This is a genomic window from Methylosinus sp. Sm6 (genome assembly GCF_019802345.1).
Lineage (GTDB): Bacteria > Pseudomonadota > Alphaproteobacteria > Rhizobiales > Beijerinckiaceae > Methylosinus.
This window is the reverse complement of sequence record NZ_JAINDZ010000001.1, coordinates 223,666-240,699: the sequence shown is the minus strand read 5'-3', so window position 1 is coordinate 240,699 and position 17,034 is coordinate 223,666. Positions and strand designations below refer to the sequence as shown.

The following is a 17,034-nucleotide window of genomic DNA, read 5'->3' as shown; positions in this document are numbered from 1 at the left end:
CGCCATATGGCGCGCCGTTTCTTTTGCGAGGACATGAGATGACGAGCGAAACAACTATGAGGGAAACAGCGGCCGAGCCGCCGAGCGCACCGCAGTTCGTCGACGCCGCGGCCCGGCGCAAGACGATCGAACTCGACTATCCGGTTGCCTATGAGGGCCGGACCTACACGCGCATCCATCTGCAGCGCATGACGGTGCGGGAGGTCGCTGATTTTATCGAGTCGATCGTCGGCAAGGACGAAATTCGATTCCCGCTGTTTCGCGACGATGACGGCGCGCACATCCCCGATGCAGTGCTCGACGGACTCGATAGCGACGATCGTGACGTGATCGACAAGGCCGCCGTCGATTTTTTGCCCCGCCGGTTCCGGGGCGTGACGGAGATCGCTTCGGAACCGCAGGTTGGCGACACTATCGCGCAATCGTGAAGCGCGAGATCGGGTGGAGCATGGCCGAGATCATGGCCATGCCATGGGATGATTTCATCGCCGAGCTGCGCGAGGCGCTGGCGCTGAGGGGAGAGAAATAAATGGCCGGAACGAGCCTGACTTCGACGCTCAGCGTCAAGCTGATCGACGATGTCTCCAAGCCTGCGCGCACAGTCGCGCAGGCGCTGAAAGACGCCGAGCGCGCCGCCAAGGCCGCCGCCAAAGGCATGGCGGAGACGAAGGCCAGCGACCGCTTCGTGAAATCGCTCGCCGGGCTGAAGCTCTCGGCGAAGGATATCGAGGCGGTCGCGGCGGCGTGGAAGGATTTCGCCAAGGCGCAGGGTCTCGCCGACGACGCCGCCAAATGGACCAAGCAGCAGATCGCCGATGTGCGGGCGTGGGAACGCGCGCAGCTCGCCGCGCTGCGCGAAGTGAAGCGCGAGCAGACCGCGTTTCATCGCGACCTCGCGGCGCAACGCGCCCTCGGCGGCGCCGCCGGCGTCGGCCTCATTCCCGGCATGTCGGCGATCGGCGGTCCGCACGCGCAGAATATCGCCGCCGGCAAGCGCATGATCGAAGGCATGAGCACGGCGGCCGAGGTCCGAGCCGGACTGCTCTCGCCGACAGCGTCGGCGGCGCTCGGCGCGCTCGCCGGCAAGGCCGGGCATGTCATGCCGCTCGCCGGCGGATTCGCCGCCTATGAGGTTTTGCGCAAGGCGACGGAGGCGGCGGCGGAGCGCCAGCATGTCGTCACAGGCGCCAAGCTCGCCGGCATGCGTGAGACGGAGCTGGCGCGGGCCGAGGCGCGGGCGAAGGAGATCGCCGGCGGCGGCCTGACGCTCAGCGGCTCGGAAGTGCTGGAGCTGTTCAAGGAAGGTCGCTCGGCCGTCCAGCACCCGGAGGAGATGTTCGATCTGGTCAAGCCGCTCGCGCAGGCCGCGAGCGTGCTGAAGGGCATGGGCGTCGACAACGCCAACCTCGCCGACATCGTGAAGGGTGCAGAATCGCTCGGCCTGATGAATGATCCGAAGCGGTTCCGCAGCTATCTCGAAGGCCAGGTCAAGGCCATGCAGGTGATGGGAAAGACCATCACCACGGAGCAGGTCTATGAGGCGGCGAAATATTCGAAATCCGCCGGCGCGACGCTGTCCGATGAGTTTTTGAACACGACGCTGCCGTCGCTCATTCAGGAGATGCACGGCTCCAGCGCCGGCGATGCGCTGTCGATGCTGGTCAGGAAGTTACGTGGCGGCCTGCAGCGTAATCATTTGCCGGTGCAACTGCTCAATGAAATGGGCTTGCTCACCGAGCCGAGCAAGATTCGTCGCGCCAAGGGCTCTGACGAGATCATGGGCTACACCGGCAAGGTGAAGGGCGACGATCTGCTCGCCTCCGATCCGGGCCGCTGGTTCAGGGAGGTCTTCAAGCCGGCGGCCGAGCGCCACGGCGACAAGACATTGTCGGAGCAGGTCGCGCTGCTCAATAAGATCCTGCCATCGACGGCGGCGAACCTCGGCCGCATCCTGATCCAGCAGGAGCAGACGCTCGCGGCGCATCGGCAGCTGTATTTGTCGGCTCCGGATCTCGACGAGGCGGTGAAGACGCAGAAGGGCGACCCGAAGGCGGTTCTGAAAGAATTGTCGGCGGCGTTCGACGATCTCGCCGCGGCGGCTTTGCGCTGGGCGCCGATCGCCGGGACGCTGCATCAGCTCGCCGCGTTTTTGCGTGTGCTCGCCGACGATCACAGCGAGTCCAAGATCGAGCGCAAAGCGCATAAATGGTGGCGCGAGCACGGAATCTCTTTGCCCTGGTGGAGCTCTCCGGAGGATGATCGGAAAGCAGAAGACGGGGAGAAGAAGGAGCATGGGAGCGAGCCCGCTGCTCCCACAGAGGGCCACGGCCGCGGCGCTTACATGCGGCGCAGCGGCGCTGATGCGCCCGCCGGCGCGGCGGCGGCGCCGAGCCCCGCCGAAGGCAAGCAGGAGCCGGCGAAGGACGCCAAGGATCAGAAGAGCGAGTCCTCCGACTTCTGGGGCGACTTCTGGAGAAAAGCATGGGACGGCTTCAGCAAGACCTTCGGCGTCTCCGGCGCGCGCGCCGGCACGCTCCCCGAGGGGCTGCGCTTTCGCGTCGAGGATATCCGGCGCATAGAGGCCGCGCGCCCGACGCTGCCGAAGCTCACCGGCAAGCAGATCGCCGCGCTGGCGCGCGATCCGAGCCTCGCAGGACGTTTCTCGCCGAGCGATATTCCCGGCTTCGGCGGCTCACGATCCTGGCGCAACAACAATCCGGGCAATCTGCGCCATGGCGCGTTCGCGGCCGCTCACGGCGCGACGGGCGCGGATGAAAAAGGCTTCGCCGTCTTTCCGGACGAGGCGACGGGCCGCTCGGCGCAGCGCGCGCTGCTGTTCGACAGCCCGCAATATGCCGGGCTCTCGATCCGCGAGGCGCTCGGCAAATATGCGCCGGCATCGGAGAACGACACCGGCGCCTATGTCCGGCGCGTGACGCAGGGGCTTGGCGTCGGGCCCGAGGCGCGGCTCGCCGATCTCGCGCCGGAGCAGCGCGAGAAAATGCTCGACATCCTGCGCGAGCATGAGGGATGGCGCCCGCCGGTCGATGAAAAAGCGATGTCCGGCGCGAAGAAGGAGTCGTCGATCTTCTGGGAGGACTTTTTCAAAAAGGGCGCGGACGGGCTCGAGAAGTTCTTCGGCGTCTCCGGCGCCCATGCCGCCACCCTCCCCGATGGGCTGCGCTTTCGCCCCGGCCATGGCCGCAATGCGCTGCTGCGTCATGCGCATATCGGCGCGGGCGGAATCACCGCGGAGGATATCCGGCGCAGCGAGGCCGCGCGCCCGAAACTTCCCACCGGCAAACAGATCGCCGCGCTGGCGCGCGAGCCGAGCCTCGCTGGCTCTTTCTCGCCGAACGATATTCCCGGCTTCGGCGGCTCGTCGCGCTCCTGGCGCAACAACAATCCGGGCAATCTGCGCCATGGCGCGTTCGCCGCCGCTCACGGCGCGACGGGTGCGGACGAAAAAGGTTTTGCCGTCTTTCCGGACGAGGCGACGGGGCGCGCGGCGCAGCGCAGCCTCTTGTTCGACAGCCCGCAATATGCCGGGCTCTCGATCCGCGAGGCGCTCGGCAAATATGCGCCGGCATCGGAGAACGACACCGGCGCCTATGTCCGGCGCGTGACGCAGGGGCTTGGCGTCGGGCCCGAGGCGCGGCTCGCCGATCTCGCGCCGGAGCAGCGTGAGCATATGCTCGACATCATGCGTGAACATGAGGGCTGGCGCCCGGCCTATCGCGGACGGCTGGCCAGCGATGCGCCGGCGCCGGCGGGGACGCAGCCCGTGCAGGAGGGAACAACGACGATCGTGACCAAGGGCGGGCGCAAGCTCACCGTCGACGCGCGCTATGCCGCGAACTTCAGCGGATTCCTCGACGATTACGAGGCGGCGGGCGGCGTCGTCGGGCCCAACAGCGGCGGGCTCGGCGTGCGGCCGGGCAATGCCTCCTATCATCCGATCGGCCGCGCGATCGACATCAACCAGGTGGGCCGCAACATCCGCGCCGGCGGCGTGACGCTGCCTGTGGAGACGGAGAATCGGCTGGCGGCGAAATGGGGACTGCGCAGCGGCGCCAATTTCCGCAGTCCGGATGCGGGACATTTCGAGGTCAATGACGCGGGCGTCGCGCATGAGGCGCTGAAGGCGAACGGCGTCATCGCCAAGGACGCGCCGGCGCCGGTCCCGCCGCCGCTCGATCAGCGCGGGCTGGCCAATTATCTGTTCGGCAGTCCGAAGACGGCCCGAGAGGCGGCATCGAAGGTGCGCACCTCGGCGCAGATGATGCAAGAGATCATGGCGCCACCGCCGCGCCTGTCGATGCGCGGCGGCGACGGCGACGGGGAGATCGATGGCGCGCTCGGCGACATGCGCGGCGCGAGAGGCGCGTGGGGCTCGCCGATCAAGGCGCGCGCCGACATATCGGAGATACACGCGCTCAATGACGCCTTGCGTGAATCGATCCGGTTGCGCGAGCGCCTGCACAATATCGGCGGCGGCGCCTCATCCGGCGGCCGGGCGACGCAATCCGGCCATGTCTCGATGCAGTCCTTCGACCAAATCCGCCGCGGCGGCTACTCCACCGGCGGCGGGCAAGGTGACTGGTGATGCTCTATCAGCTCGGAATCGTGACATTCGAGGTCACCCCGGTCAATGTCGATAGCGTGCATCGCGAGACGGGTCACGACTTCGCGTCAAAGGCGATCGTCGGCGCCCTGAAGCCGCGCGAGAAGATGGGCGAGGCGGACGATCGCATATTGCTCACAGGGACGCTGTGGCCGCATAAATTCGGCGGAATCGGCACGCTCGACGATCTGCGAGAGATGGCGCGCGGCGGCGAGCTGCAAAAGCTGCTGCGCGGCGATGGCGTCGATATGGGCTGGTATCTGCTCGAGCGGATGGTGGAGACTCACGACTATCTCGACACCGCCGGAATCGGGCGGAAGATAGCCTTCAATTTGTTTTTGACAAAGAGCGATCAACGGCCGTCGCAGCAGGCCGCGCTCACGACGATTTACGGGCTGATCGGATGATCGACATGCTCACCGTCGAGACGGCGCACACGACGCTCGACCTGCTGCTGTGGCGGCGCTATCGCCGCGAGGTGAAGGGCCTCGTGGAGGACACGCTGGCGCGCAATCCAGGCCTCGCCGCGCTCGGCGCCATCCTGCCGATCGGAACCGTCGTGCAGGTGCAGGTCCCGCCGGCGGCCTCGACTGCTGCAGCTGTGACGAGCCTCTATGACTGAAGAGGCCGTCTATTCGATGTCGGTCGACGGAACCGAGGTAACCCGCCGATTCACGCCCTATCTGGAGGCGCTAACGCTGCGTCTCTATGACGGCGGGCAGAGCGACACGCTGGAGATCCTGCTCGACGATAGCCTCGGCCATCTGCGGCTGCCGCGCGTTGGCGCGAGCCTGTCGGCGTCGCTCTCATGGAGCGGCGGCGGCCAGGCGCTGAATTTCACCGGAAAGACCGATGAGCCGCGCAGCCGGGGCGGGCGTAGCGCCGGCCGGCTGCTGGCGCTCACGGCGACGGGGACGGATTTTCTCTCGTCCGTGAAAGAAAAGCAGCAAGGGCACGTCGACGACTCCACTTTCGAGCAGGCGGCGCAGAAGTTCGGAGCGAAGGCCGGCATTGCCGTCAAGATTGATCCGTCGCTCGCCGGCCTTCATCGCGATTGGTGGGGCCTCCAGAACGAATCATTCGCTGCTTGGGGCAAGCGCATCGCCGCTGAAATCGGCGCGACCTTCAAGCTCTACGGCACGCGAGCGGTGTTCGTCCCGCGCAATGGCGGCGCCTCGGTCAGCGGGCGCGCGCTGGCGACGGTGACGGCGGAATGGGGCAGGAACCTCGTCGAATGGGACTTGGCGCCGACGCAGAGCCGCCCGCGATTCGGGAAGGCCGTCGTCGGGCTCTTCAATCCGAAAACTGGCAAATTCGAAAACGTCGAGGTCGGCACAGGAGACGCCTCGGCGCCGGCCGCACATGTCGACGTCCAGCGGGCGCCGAATTACGCCCAGGCGCGCGCCCGCGCCGCCGCCAATGCGCGGGAGATTGCGCGCGGCAAGGGTGGCGGCTGGGTGGTGGTCGACGGCGACCCGGCCGCGCAGCCGCAGGCGCCGCTCGTCGTCGCCGGCGTTCGGCCGGGAATCGATGGAACATACCGCATCGCTTCGGTCACGCACACGCTCACGCGCGCGGCCGGATGGCTGACCGAATGCGATGTCGAAGAGCCGAGTGGGACGGCGGGGGCGGATGAGAGATAGGGCTCGACGTAGCCGCCCGCTCCGATCGCATCGGGGCTCGCCGCCGCCTGTTCCGCGCTGGCGCGCGATAATTGTGTGGAGTCCGGAACGATGGCGAGAGACGAATGGAGGGATCGGCCGGAGACGGCCGAGGCGCGCGGTCTCTACGTCGTCCGGCTGCATCAATCTCTCGATGATTGGCGGACCCGACGGCGCCTGGCGCGCATGGAGAGCTGGCCGCCGCTCGCTCGCCAAATGATCGACATCGAGATCGCGATGCTCGAGCGCGAGCTCGCGGAATGCGTCGGGCGATGGTTTTGACGTAGAGCGGAGATGGTGGCCCGATTGTTGGCGTAAACGTCAACATTTGAGGCAATCAAATGCTCACCAAGCGGCGGGGAAAATCGATCAAGCAAAATGCAGTAAATTCCGACGAAATAATGTCTATCATAAGTATGATCGACTATCTTATATCGGAGGCTCGTGTCATCGATCCAATGGCAGAGTATTTTCTGCGGCTCGCGCGAATATCTTTCCTCGAAAGGGAACAGAAATTCGCCCGCAGGCAGCGCAGGCATTAGGTCGAATGGCCCCGCCGGTCCCGCCGGCGGGGCTTTTCTTTTTTTAGAGCCAGCCGCGCCAGATCGAGGCGGCGACCAGCCCGAGGATTGCGAGACCGAGCGCTGCCTGCGCTGCCCATAGCGTGCGTTGCGTCATGATCCTTCTCCTTCCTTTTCGGCCTCTCCCCATGGCGAGAGCCCGGCGGCGGAGGCCGACATGGCGAGGGCGATGCTGCGCTTGATCGACACGTCTCGCCCATCCTTGGCGAGCGCGAGCCATTCCTGCGCGGTGTTGCGGTTGACGCCGATGCGCTCGACAATGTCGGCCGCAAAACGCGCGCCAACCGCTTCCATCCAGTGCAGAAACTCTTGCGCCGTCATTGCCCTCTCCTTATTTGAAGGACTCGCCGCCCCGAGGGTCAGTCGGGGCGGCGGCCCTCAGATCACCAGTGGTGGATGATGTTCACGAAGAGCATCACCAGGGTGGCGACCTGAAGGAACAAAGCGAAGATTTGCAGCTTCATCTTCGTTCCCTCTGCGTCGGGGCGGGACCATCCCGCCCCCTCAACGCCCTTGCATAATGCACATTATTTGGCATTTAGTCAAGCGAAAACGCAAATAAATTTGCATTTTGGTGGCGGTCGCGCAGCGGATTTGGCTTTGGCCGCGAACAACCGTAGCTTTATGCCAATGACAGCGGCGCTCACTCTTCGCTCATGCCGGTTCGATTCGTTGCGCATCGTCTGCGAACGCTGTGGACGGAAGGGCCAATATCGCCGTGCGTCGCTCATCGAGCGCTTCGGCTCCGATGCCGCTCTTCCCGATGTGCTCAGAGAAGTGGCCGACTGCGATCGGGCGCATGATATGAGCCGCCCTTGCGGGGCCTATTTCGTCGATCTCGCACCGCTTGGCCGCGTTGGACGTTAGCCCAAGCGGTGAACAGATTGTGCCGACTTTCGTGTCTAGGCGAACCGCTTCCGTTCTCGCCTCATGCGCCCTATGCGCGACCGTAAGGACGCGCATAAGTCATTGATTTTGGCGGAAGAGGTGGGATTCGAACCCACGGTGAACTTGCGCCCACGGCGGTTTTCAAGACCGCTGCCTTAAACCACTCGGCCACCCTTCCCCGGCGGCGGGCCGGCGCCCGCAGCCTTGTGTAGGGCCGCGCCGATCATCGCGTCAACCCGAGCGCGGACGCGCCTGTCGCGGAGCGGCCGCGGGGTCAGGAGAACCAGCGCAGAATCGCCGCGCTGAACAGCGCCGTGGCTCCCAATCCGCCGAGCACGGTCAGCCCCGTCCTGTCCGACACGAATCCGCGCTTGCCTAAAAGGAGGCCGGTCAGGCCGATCGACAGCGCCGCGCAAGCGATCTTCACCACCAGCGCATCGAAGGCGAGGCCGCTGATCTGCGGCGTTTCGCCGACCACGAAACAGCTCACGAGGCCAAAGCCGACGCCGCTCGCAATCTGCACGATCCAGGCGACGCTCGTGAACAGATAGGTCTTTCGCGGCCAGGCGGCGTCGTCCGCCCCGCGCAACGCGGCGAGCGGCAGGCCGACCGCCGCCAGAGCGCCGAAATTATGCGCGATCTGGACCAAGGCGTAGAGCGCGTTATCGAGCTGCATGTCGACGCTACTCGACCGACACGGTCACGCAGCTCTTTGCGCCGATCGGCGTGTGGTTCTTGTTGACCGGCGCGACGCAGACCTTCCTGACGCCGGCTTTCAGAGGGCCCAGCGGAAAGCTGCCGACGAGCTTGTGCGCGGTCGCGACCTCGTCGCCATCGACGAAAAGATGCACGTGATGCGCCTTAGTCCCCGCCTTCACTTCATAGTCGACCTTATAGGTCTTGCCGACGGCCAAGGTCTCGCCCTCGGCCGGGGACTTCAGGGTCGCAAGACTCTCCTCGGCGATAGCGGGCCGAGCCCAGAGGATTGCCGCGAGCGTCATGAAAAAAGCCGTTCTCACAAAAGGATGCGCCATCAGACTCTCCGCGTTCCGTCTCCGCCAGACGATTTCTGGAGCATCGGCGAACATGCGCCCACCGCCGGAATTTCACAAGCTCGAGTTTCGCGCGAGCTTCGCGCCTCCGCGCGCGCGAACTGTTGCAAATACGTTACAGAGCGGAAAAATATCGCCTCGATGCGGTCGCCGAGGACTGCCGTCCGCCGACGCCTCTGCTAGTTTGCTGCGGGGATCCGAATCGATGAGCCGCAGACCAGCGAGAGCCGTTGCGCTTCTGATCCTCGAGCTTATGCGCGGCGACGGAACGAAGAGGCGGGGCGACTCGACGATGGCCGGATTTTCTCGACGTGGACTCTTGTCCGTGAGCGCGGCTCTGTGCGCCCTGTGCGCGCCGGCTCTGGCCGCGGACGGCTATTTCCTGATCGGATATGGCGCACGGCAGAAGGCGCTCGGCGGCGCCGGCGTCGCCGATTCGCGCGACGCCATGTCGCTCTCGATCAATCCGGCCGGCCTCGTCGATCTCGAGCGGCAGATGCAGCTCGGCATGACCGCCCTGCTGATCGATCGCGGCTATTCCACCACCGGCCAGCCTCACGTGGTCGCGCCGGGGGACGTGCGCAGCGGCCGTCCGCTGTTCCCCATTCCCAACAACGCCTTTTCGGCGCCGATCGACGCCGATTCCGCCTGGGGCACGGCCTCCTACGCCAATGGCGGCATCAACACGTCCTATGATTTCGGCCATTACCGTCCCCCGCACGGCGGGCCGTACGGCGGCGGCTTCGCCGGGGTCGACCTCGAGCAGATGTTCACCACGGTCGGCTATGCGCGCAAATTCGGGGCGCTGTCGATCGGCGTCGCCCCGACGCTCGCGGTGCAGATGCTCAACGTTCAGGGGCTGAAGAACTTCGGGCCCTATTCCGCCTCCCCCGACCATATTTCCGACAACGGCTATGACTGGTCGGTCGGCGGCGGCATCCGGGCCGGTCTGCAATATCGGGTCACCGAGCAATTTCGTGTCGGCGTCGCGGCCTCGACCCCCATGTATATGACCTCGTTCCGTAAGTTCTCCGGCCTCTTCGCCGATGGCGGACGTTTCGACATTCCGGCGTCCATCATCGCCGGCCTCGCTTATGACGTCACGCCCGACCTCACCGTGATGGCCGACTGGCGGCATATTTTCTACTCGGGCGTGCCGGCGCTCCACAATGCGAGCTTTCCGCTGCGGTTCAACTCGCTCGGCTCGCCGAACAGTCCGGGCTTCGATTGGCAGGACACGAATTCGGCGTCGTTCGGCGTCGAATGGCGCGCGACGCCAGCTCTCGCCCTGCGCGCCGGCTATCATTACGCCACCAATCCCGTGCCGTCGCGCGCCGTCGCCTTCAATGTGCTGTCGCCCGTCGTCAACGCGCATCACGTCAGCGGCGGCTTCAGCTATGCGGTCACCAAGAATTCGACGATCGACTTCGCGGCGGTCTACGCCTTCAAGAACAATGTGAGCGGCCTCGAGGCGCTGCCGCAGTCGGCGCAAAATCCTTTCGGCGCCTATAACCCGAATGCGACGATCAATCTGTGGCTGCGCGGCCTCGAGTTCACGATCGGCTGGACCTATAAGTTCGATCCCGGCGACCACTCCTTCCTTCCGAATCTGCAGCGCCTGTGAAGACAAGCGCTCGCGGACCCCGGGCGGGGCCGCGAGCCTTTCGCCTCAGCCGATGACGATTTTGGGGGGCGCGCGGCGCGTGCGCGTCTCCAGCGCCGCCTTCACCTTTTCGGCGAGCTCGATATAGATCGCCGCGAACTTGCCCTGAGGATCGCTGGCGACGACCGGCGTTCCCGCATCCGATGTCTGGCGGATCGCAAGATCGAGCGGCACCTCGCCGAGGAAGGGCACGCCGAGCGCCTCCGCATCCTGCCGCGCGCCGCCATGGGAGAAGATGTCGGTGCGTCCGCCGCAATGCGGGCACAGGAAATAGCTCATATTCTCGACGATGCCGAGGATCGGCGTCTCGACGCGCTGGAACATGGCGACCCCGCGGCGCGCGTCGATCAGCGCGAGATCCTGCGGCGTCGAGACCACGACGGCGCCGGCGAGCGGCACCTGCTGCGCCATGGTCAGCTGCACGTCGCCGGTGCCGGGCGGCATGTCGACGACGAGCGCGTCGAGCTCGCCCCAGGCCACCTCGCCGAGCAGCTGTCCGAGCGCCTGCACCACCATCGGGCCGCGCCAGATCATCGGCACATCCTCATCCACGAGGAAGCCGATCGACATGACCTTCACGCCATAGGCCTCGAGCGGAACGAGCCTGTTGTCGACGACGTCCGGCTTCTTGCCGCCGAGGCCGAACAGGCGCGGCGCAGAGGGGCCGAATATGTCGGCGTCGAGCAGTCCCACGCGCCAGCCGAGCGCGGCGAGGCCGAGCGCCAGATTTGCGGAGGTTGTCGATTTTCCGACGCCGCCTTTCCCCGAGGACACGGCGACGATGTATTTGATCTTCTCGATCGCGGCGATGGGCCGGCGCTGCGGCGCCTGCCCCGGCGGCGGAGCTGCGGCCGCCGCCGCCGGCGCCTTTTCGGCGGTCAGAGTGACGATCGCCGCCTCGACTCCCGGCACGGTCTTGACCGCGCCTTCGACCGCGACCGCCAGAACCTCGAGCTCCTTGGCGCGCGCCGGATCGCCGGTCAGCGAGATGAAGACCTTTCCGCCCGACACATTGATCCCGCTGACGAGGCCCGCCGCGACGATCGATTTGCCCCCGGGTCCCGAGACGCTCTCCAGCGCCTTCAATATTTCTGCTTCATCGGCCACTGTCTTCGCCCTTCGCACGATCCGCCTCGGACGCCCCGCTCAGGGGGCATCTTTGGAAATCTTCTACGCAATCGGTATGCCGATATTCGACCGACGCGTCCAGGCGGGCAAAGCGAGGCTCAGGCCCTTTGGCGCTGGGCGATGGCGTTGCGGACGAGGCCGACGATCGCGGTGACGATCGCGCCCGAGACACCGCCTCCGACGAGCTGGCCGGCGAAGACGGCGATATCGAAGCCGCCATTGGCCGCCGTTCCGGCGATCGCCGGAATGAGCGAGGAGAGGATCGATCCGCCGCCCGCTCCGCCGACCGCGCCGACGATGGCGTTGGCCGCCGGCCCGAGGTCGAGGCTCTTGGCCGCCTTGCCGACGCCCGCTCCGCCGACCGCGCCGGAGATGAGCTGGATGATGAGATTGATGAACGCCTGCGACATGACCTGCGCCTTTCGTTGCCGGTTGCGACCGGAACGAACTCGGGCGGCGCGATCGGTTTTCAAGACGCACGCACGAGCGCCCGTGCGGCGCTCGCAAAGAAAAAATGTCGAGAGCGAAGCCTGCGCGTTCGCCAGATCCGACTGCAATGAACCGTCTTCGGCGGCGCGAGAGAATGCTCCGAGGCCAGAAGAGCGCAGCGACGGAGCGCTTCTCAGTCGCCGAGCGGCGACGCCTCGGATCGCATTCGCGTCCGCATCACTCTCCCGCCGCCTTCAGCTTCTCGCCCGACTGGCTGCGCGCGCGCATTTCGGTCAGCGCGCGGCGATATTCGACCGGCATGACCTTGCGGAACTTCGGCTTATAGGCCTCCCAATCGTCGAGGATGCGCCGCGCCAGCGTCGAGCCCGTATAGCGCAGATGGTTCGAGATCAGCTGCTTCAGACGCTCGGCGTCGAAGCGCGTCATGTCGCTCATCACATCGACGCGCCCGTGCTGCTCGAGATCGCCGCTCTGATGATAGGCCTGCGTCATCGCGATCTCCTCGTCGCGCACCGGCTCGAGATCGACCATGGAGAGATTGCAGCGCTCGGCGAAGGCGCCGTCCTCGTCGAGCACATAAGCGATGCCGCCCGACATGCCGGCGGCGAAATTGCGCCCCGTCGGCCCGAGCACGACGACGACGCCGCCGGTCATATATTCGCAGCCATGATCGCCGCAGCCTTCGACGACCGCGAGCGCGCCGGAATTGCGCACGGCGAAACGCTCGCCGCCGACCCCGCGGAAATAGGCCTCGCCGGCAATGGCGCCATAGAGCACCGTATTGCCCACGATGATCGATTTCTCCGGAATAATCTGCTTGGCGTCGCGCGAGGGATAGACGATCACCTTGCCGCCCGAGAGGCCCTTGCCGACATAGTCGTTCGCCTCGCCCTCGAGCCGCAGCGTCACGCCGCGCGCGAGAAAGGCGCCGAAGCTCTGTCCCGCCGTGCCGGTCGCGCGAATGTCGATCGTGTCCTCCGGCAGGCCGACATGGCCATAGACGCGCGCCACCTCGCCCGACAGCATCGCGCCGGTGGAACGGTCGACATTGCGGATCGCCGTCTCGATCGACACCTTGGCGCCGCGATCGATCGAGGCGCGCGCCTCGGCGATCAGCCTGTTGTCGAGAACCTTGTCGAGGCCATGATCCTGGAAGGCGCTGTGACGGATGGCGCCGCCCTCGCCCCCCGGCTTGTGGAACAGCTTGGTGAAGTCGAGCCCCTTGGCCTTCCAATGGGCGAGCGCCTTCTCCTTGTCGAGCATCTGCATCTGGCCGGTGAGCTCGTCGAAGCGCCGATAGCCCATCTCCGCCATCAGCTCGCGCACTTCCTCGGCGACGAAGAAGAAGAAGTTGATGACATGCTCGGGCTGGCCGACGAAGCGCTTGCGCAGCACCGGGTCCTGCGTCGCGACGCCCACGGGGCAGGTGTTGAGATGGCATTTGCGCATCATCACGCAGCCTGCGGCGATCAAGGGCGCGGTGGCGAAGCCGAACTCGTCGGCGCCGAGCAGCGCGCCGACGATGACGTCGCGGCCCGTGCGCAGGCCGCCGTCGACCTGCACGGCGATGCGCGAGCGCAGACCGTTCAGCACCAGCGTCTGATGCGTCTCGGCGAGGCCGATCTCCCAGGGGCTGCCGGCGTGCTTGATCGACGTCAGCGGCGAGGCGCCGGTGCCGCCGTCATAGCCGGCGATGGTCACATGATCGGCGCGGCCCTTGGAGACGCCCGCCGCGACCGTGCCGACGCCGACCTCGGAGACGAGCTTCACGGAGACATCGGCGCGCGGGTTGACGTTCTTCAGATCGAAGATCAGCTGCGCCAAATCCTCGATCGAATAAATATCGTGATGCGGCGGCGGCGAGATGAGGCCGACGCCCGGCGTCGAATGGCGCACCTTGGCGATCACCGCATCGACCTTGTCGCCCGGCAATTGTCCGCCTTCGCCGGGCTTCGCGCCCTGCGCCATCTTGATCTGGATCATGTCGGAATTGACGAGATATTCCGCCGTCACGCCGAAGCGGCCGGAAGCCACCTGCTTGATCGCGCTGCGCGCGCTGTCGCCGTTGGGCAGCGGCTTGAAGCGCTCCGGCTCCTCGCCGCCCTCGCCCGTGTTGGACTTGCCGCCGATGCGATTCATCGCGATGGCGAGAGTGGTGTGCGCCTCGCGCGAGATCGAGCCGAAGGACATGGCGCCGGTGGAGAAACGCTTGACGATCTCGCTCGCCGGCTCGACCTCCTCGAGCGGAACCGGAGCGCGCCCGTCCTCCGCCGCCGTCTTGATACGGAACAGGCCGCGGATATTGAGCAGCTTCTCGTCCTGCTCGTTGAGCTCTCTGGCGAAGGCGCGATATTGATCCTGCGCATTGGCGCGCACGGCGTGCTGCAGCAGCGACACGGTCTGCGGCGTCCAGCTGTGCGCCTCGCCACGAATGCGGAAGGCGTAGTCGCCGCCGACATCGAGCGCGTCGCGATAGATCGGCGCGTCGCCGAAAGCGTCCTTGTGTCGACGCACAGTCTCCGACGCGATCTCGTCGAGACCGACGCCTTCGATGCGCGTCGTCGTGCCGGCGAAGAACTCGTCGATGAAGCTCTGCGCGAGGCCGATGGCGTCGAAGATCTGCGCGCCGCAATAGGATTGATAGGTCGAGATGCCCATCTTGGACATGACCTTCAACAGACCCTTGTCGACCGCCTTGATGAAGCGCTTGATCGCCGTCTGGCCGTCGACGTCCGACGGAAACTCGTCGGTCGAAGCTTCGAGCGTCTCGAAGGCGAGATAGGGATTGATCGCCTCGGCGCCGAAGCCGGCGAGCAGCGCGAAATGATGCACCTCGCGCGCCTCCCCGGTCTCGACGACGAGGCCGACCGAGGTGCGCAATCCGCGCCGGATCAGATGATGATGCACGGCCGCCGTCGCCAGCAGCGCGGGAATCGGAATGCGATCCGCCCCGACCATGCGATCGGACAGGATGATGATGTTGTAGCCGCCGTTCACCGCCTTCTCGGCGCGCTCGCCGAGGCGGATCAGCGCCTCGCGCATTCCGGCGGCGCCGGCCTTGGCGTCATAGGTGACGTCGAGCGTCTTGGTGTCGAAACTGTCCTCGACATGGCCGATGCAGCGGATCTTCTCCAAATCCTCATTGGTGAGGATCGGCTGGCGCACCTCGAGGCGCTTCTTCTTCGACGAGCCCTCGTGATCGAGAATATTGGGGCGCGGACCGATGAAGGAGACGAGGCTCATCACCAATTCCTCGCGGATCGGATCGATCGGCGGATTGGTGACCTGGGCGAAATTCTGCTTGAAATAGGTGTAGAGCAGCTTCGGCTTGTCGGAGAGCGCCGAGATCGGCGTATCCGTGCCCATGGAGCCGACCGCCTCTTGCCCGGTCACCGCCATCGGGAACAGCAGCAGGTCGAGCTCCTCCTGCGAATAGCCGAAGGCCTGCTGGCGATCGAGCAGCGAGACGTCGGCGCGCGAGGCGCGCGGCTCGACGGGCTTCAGATCCTCGAGCACGATCTGCGTGCGCTCGAGCCATTGCTTATAGGGGTGAGAGGCGGCGAGCTCCTTCTTCACCTCGTCGTCGGAGACGATGCGTCCCTGCTCGAGATCGACGAGCAGCATCTTGCCCGGCTGCAGCCGCCACTTCTGGACGATCTTCTCCTGCGGAATCGGCAGCACGCCCATTTCCGACGCCATCACCACGAGCCCGTCCTCGGTGACGAGATAGCGCGCCGGGCGCAGACCGTTGCGATCGAGCGTCGCGCCGATCTGGCGGCCGTCGGTGAAGGCCATCGCCGCCGGCCCGTCCCACGGCTCCATCAGCGCCGCATGATATTCGTAGAAGGCCTTGCGGTCCTCGGTCATCAGCGGATTGCCGGACCAGGCTTCCGGGATCAGCATCATCACCGCATGGGCGAGCGAATAGCCGCCCTGCACGAGGAATTCGAGCGCATTGTCGAAGCAAGCCGTATCCGACTGCCCCTCATAGGAGATCGGCCACAGCTTGGCGATGTCGTTGCCGAACAAAGGCGAGGCGACAGACGCCTGCCGCGCCGCCATCCAGTTGATGTTGCCGCGCAACGTGTTGATCTCGCCATTATGCGCGACGAAGCGATAGGGATGCGCGAGGCGCCAGGACGGAAAAGTGTTGGTGGCGAAGCGCTGATGCACCAGCGCGATGGCGCTGACGAAGCGCGGGTCCTTCAAATCGAGGAAATAATGCCCGAGCTGCGAGACCAGCACCATGCCCTTGTAGACGATGGTGCGCGACGAGACCGACACCGAATAATGCTCGCGCGCCACCGCGCCGCGTGCGTAAATCTCGTTCGAGGCGGTCTTGCGCGCGAGATAGAGGCGCCGTTCGAAATCGGCGTCGTCGGTCACCGACGGACCACGGCCGAAAAACACCTGCCCGTGAAAAGGCTCGACCGCCTTCACCGCCGCGCCGAGGTCGCTCGAATCGACCGGCGTGTCGCGCCAGCCGAGCACGACGAGGTCCTGGCTCGCCGCCGCCGCCTCGATCAGCTCCTTCGCCTTGGCGCGCTCGCCCTCGTCGCGGTTGAGGAAGAACTGGCCGATCGCATATTGGCCGGGCTCGGGCAGAGCGAAGCCGAGCTTGGCGCATTCCTCCTCGAAGAAGTCATGCGGAATCTGCACGAGAATGCCGCAGCCGTCGCCGAGCTTGGGATCGGCGCCGACGGCGCCGCGATGGTCGAGATTGAGCAGAATCTGCAGACCCATCTCGACGATGTCGTGGGTCTTGCGATTATGCAGATCGGCGACGAAGCCGACGCCGCAGGAGTCGTGCTCCTTGGACGGATCATAGAGGCCCTGCGCCTTCGGCAGGGCGGGATCGCTGGCGTCGATCGTCATGGCGGCGTCTCCCGGACAAGATCGGGGCCGCTCGGCCGCGTCGCCGCGTCGCGCCCCGTTTTTTCGCGTCGAATTCGTCCGACCGCTCCATCCTGTCCCGGCGCGAGGCAGA

Annotated in this window: 13 protein-coding genes and 1 tRNA gene; 7 read left to right on the top strand and 7 right to left on the bottom strand. The window is 65.8% G+C overall.

What is annotated here, in order from left to right; translation table 11 throughout:
- Positions 1-56: 56 nt before the first annotated feature.
- The 6 genes from K3F48_RS01150 (at position 57) to K3F48_RS01125 (ending at position 6,567) form a co-directional block, all read left to right on the top strand.
- A complete protein-coding gene (locus K3F48_RS01150; RefSeq protein ID WP_222573562.1) occupies positions 57-428 on the top strand; it encodes a hypothetical protein in 372 nt (123 codons plus the stop codon).
- Between the two features lie 101 nt (positions 429-529).
- Complete coding sequence (locus tag K3F48_RS01145; RefSeq protein WP_222573561.1) at positions 530-4,606, top strand: hypothetical protein; 4,077 nt, start codon at positions 530-532, stop codon at positions 4,604-4,606.
- Positions 4,606-5,031, top strand: coding sequence for a phage tail protein (locus K3F48_RS01140; RefSeq protein WP_222573560.1), 426 nt, complete (start codon positions 4,606-4,608; stop codon positions 5,029-5,031). The genes K3F48_RS01145 and K3F48_RS01140 overlap by 1 nt, the downstream gene beginning before the upstream one ends.
- Positions 5,028-5,246, top strand: a complete 219-nt coding sequence (locus K3F48_RS01135; RefSeq protein WP_222573559.1) for a tail protein X — start codon at positions 5,028-5,030, stop codon at positions 5,244-5,246. The genes K3F48_RS01140 and K3F48_RS01135 overlap by 4 nt, the downstream gene beginning before the upstream one ends.
- Positions 5,239-6,267: a phage late control D family protein gene (locus K3F48_RS01130; RefSeq protein WP_222573558.1), complete on the top strand. Its 1,029-nt coding sequence runs from the start codon at positions 5,239-5,241 to the stop codon at positions 6,265-6,267. The genes K3F48_RS01135 and K3F48_RS01130 overlap by 8 nt, the downstream gene beginning before the upstream one ends.
- Positions 6,268-6,357: 90 nt before the next feature.
- A complete protein-coding gene (locus K3F48_RS01125; RefSeq protein ID WP_222573557.1) occupies positions 6,358-6,567 on the top strand; it encodes a hypothetical protein in 210 nt (69 codons plus the stop codon).
- A 392-nt stretch (positions 6,568-6,959) separates the two neighbouring features.
- Here the strand turns inward: K3F48_RS01125 and K3F48_RS01120 are convergent, their stop codons facing one another.
- From K3F48_RS01120 to K3F48_RS01105, 4 genes are all read right to left on the bottom strand, one after another.
- Entirely contained in the window at positions 6,960-7,187 is a 228-nt protein-coding gene (locus K3F48_RS01120) for a hypothetical protein (protein WP_222573556.1), read from the bottom strand.
- 655 nt (positions 7,188-7,842) lie between these two features.
- Positions 7,843-7,932 (bottom strand) — tRNA-Ser (locus K3F48_RS01115).
- A 96-nt stretch (positions 7,933-8,028) separates the two neighbouring features.
- Entirely contained in the window at positions 8,029-8,430 is a 402-nt protein-coding gene (locus K3F48_RS01110) for a hypothetical protein (protein WP_222573555.1), read from the bottom strand.
- 7 nt (positions 8,431-8,437) lie between these two features.
- The gene (locus tag K3F48_RS01105; protein ID WP_222573554.1) at positions 8,438-8,788 is read right to left on the bottom strand and encodes a hypothetical protein; all 351 of its coding nucleotides are present in this window, start codon (positions 8,786-8,788) and stop codon (positions 8,438-8,440) included.
- 343 nt (positions 8,789-9,131) lie between these two features.
- On the opposite strand from K3F48_RS01105, the gene K3F48_RS01100 reads away from it, so the two are divergent.
- Positions 9,132-10,430 (top strand): OmpP1/FadL family transporter, encoded by a 1,299-nt coding sequence (locus K3F48_RS01100; protein WP_370631328.1) that lies wholly within the window; start codon positions 9,132-9,134, stop codon positions 10,428-10,430.
- Positions 10,431-10,475: 45 nt separating this feature from the next.
- Here K3F48_RS01100 and K3F48_RS01095 read toward each other — a convergent pair whose 3' ends face one another.
- The 3 genes from K3F48_RS01095 to gltB form a co-directional block, all read right to left on the bottom strand.
- Positions 10,476-11,576: an Mrp/NBP35 family ATP-binding protein gene (locus tag K3F48_RS01095; RefSeq protein ID WP_222573552.1), complete on the bottom strand. Its 1,101-nt coding sequence runs from the start codon at positions 11,574-11,576 to the stop codon at positions 10,476-10,478.
- 119 nt (positions 11,577-11,695) lie between these two features.
- Positions 11,696-12,007, bottom strand: coding sequence for a hypothetical protein (locus K3F48_RS01090; RefSeq protein WP_222573551.1), 312 nt, complete (start codon positions 12,005-12,007; stop codon positions 11,696-11,698).
- Positions 12,008-12,263: 256 nt separating this feature from the next.
- Complete coding sequence (gene gltB / locus K3F48_RS01085) at positions 12,264-16,922, bottom strand: glutamate synthase large subunit (RefSeq protein WP_222573550.1); 4,659 nt, start codon at positions 16,920-16,922, stop codon at positions 12,264-12,266.
- Positions 16,923-17,034: the final 112 nt, after the last annotated feature.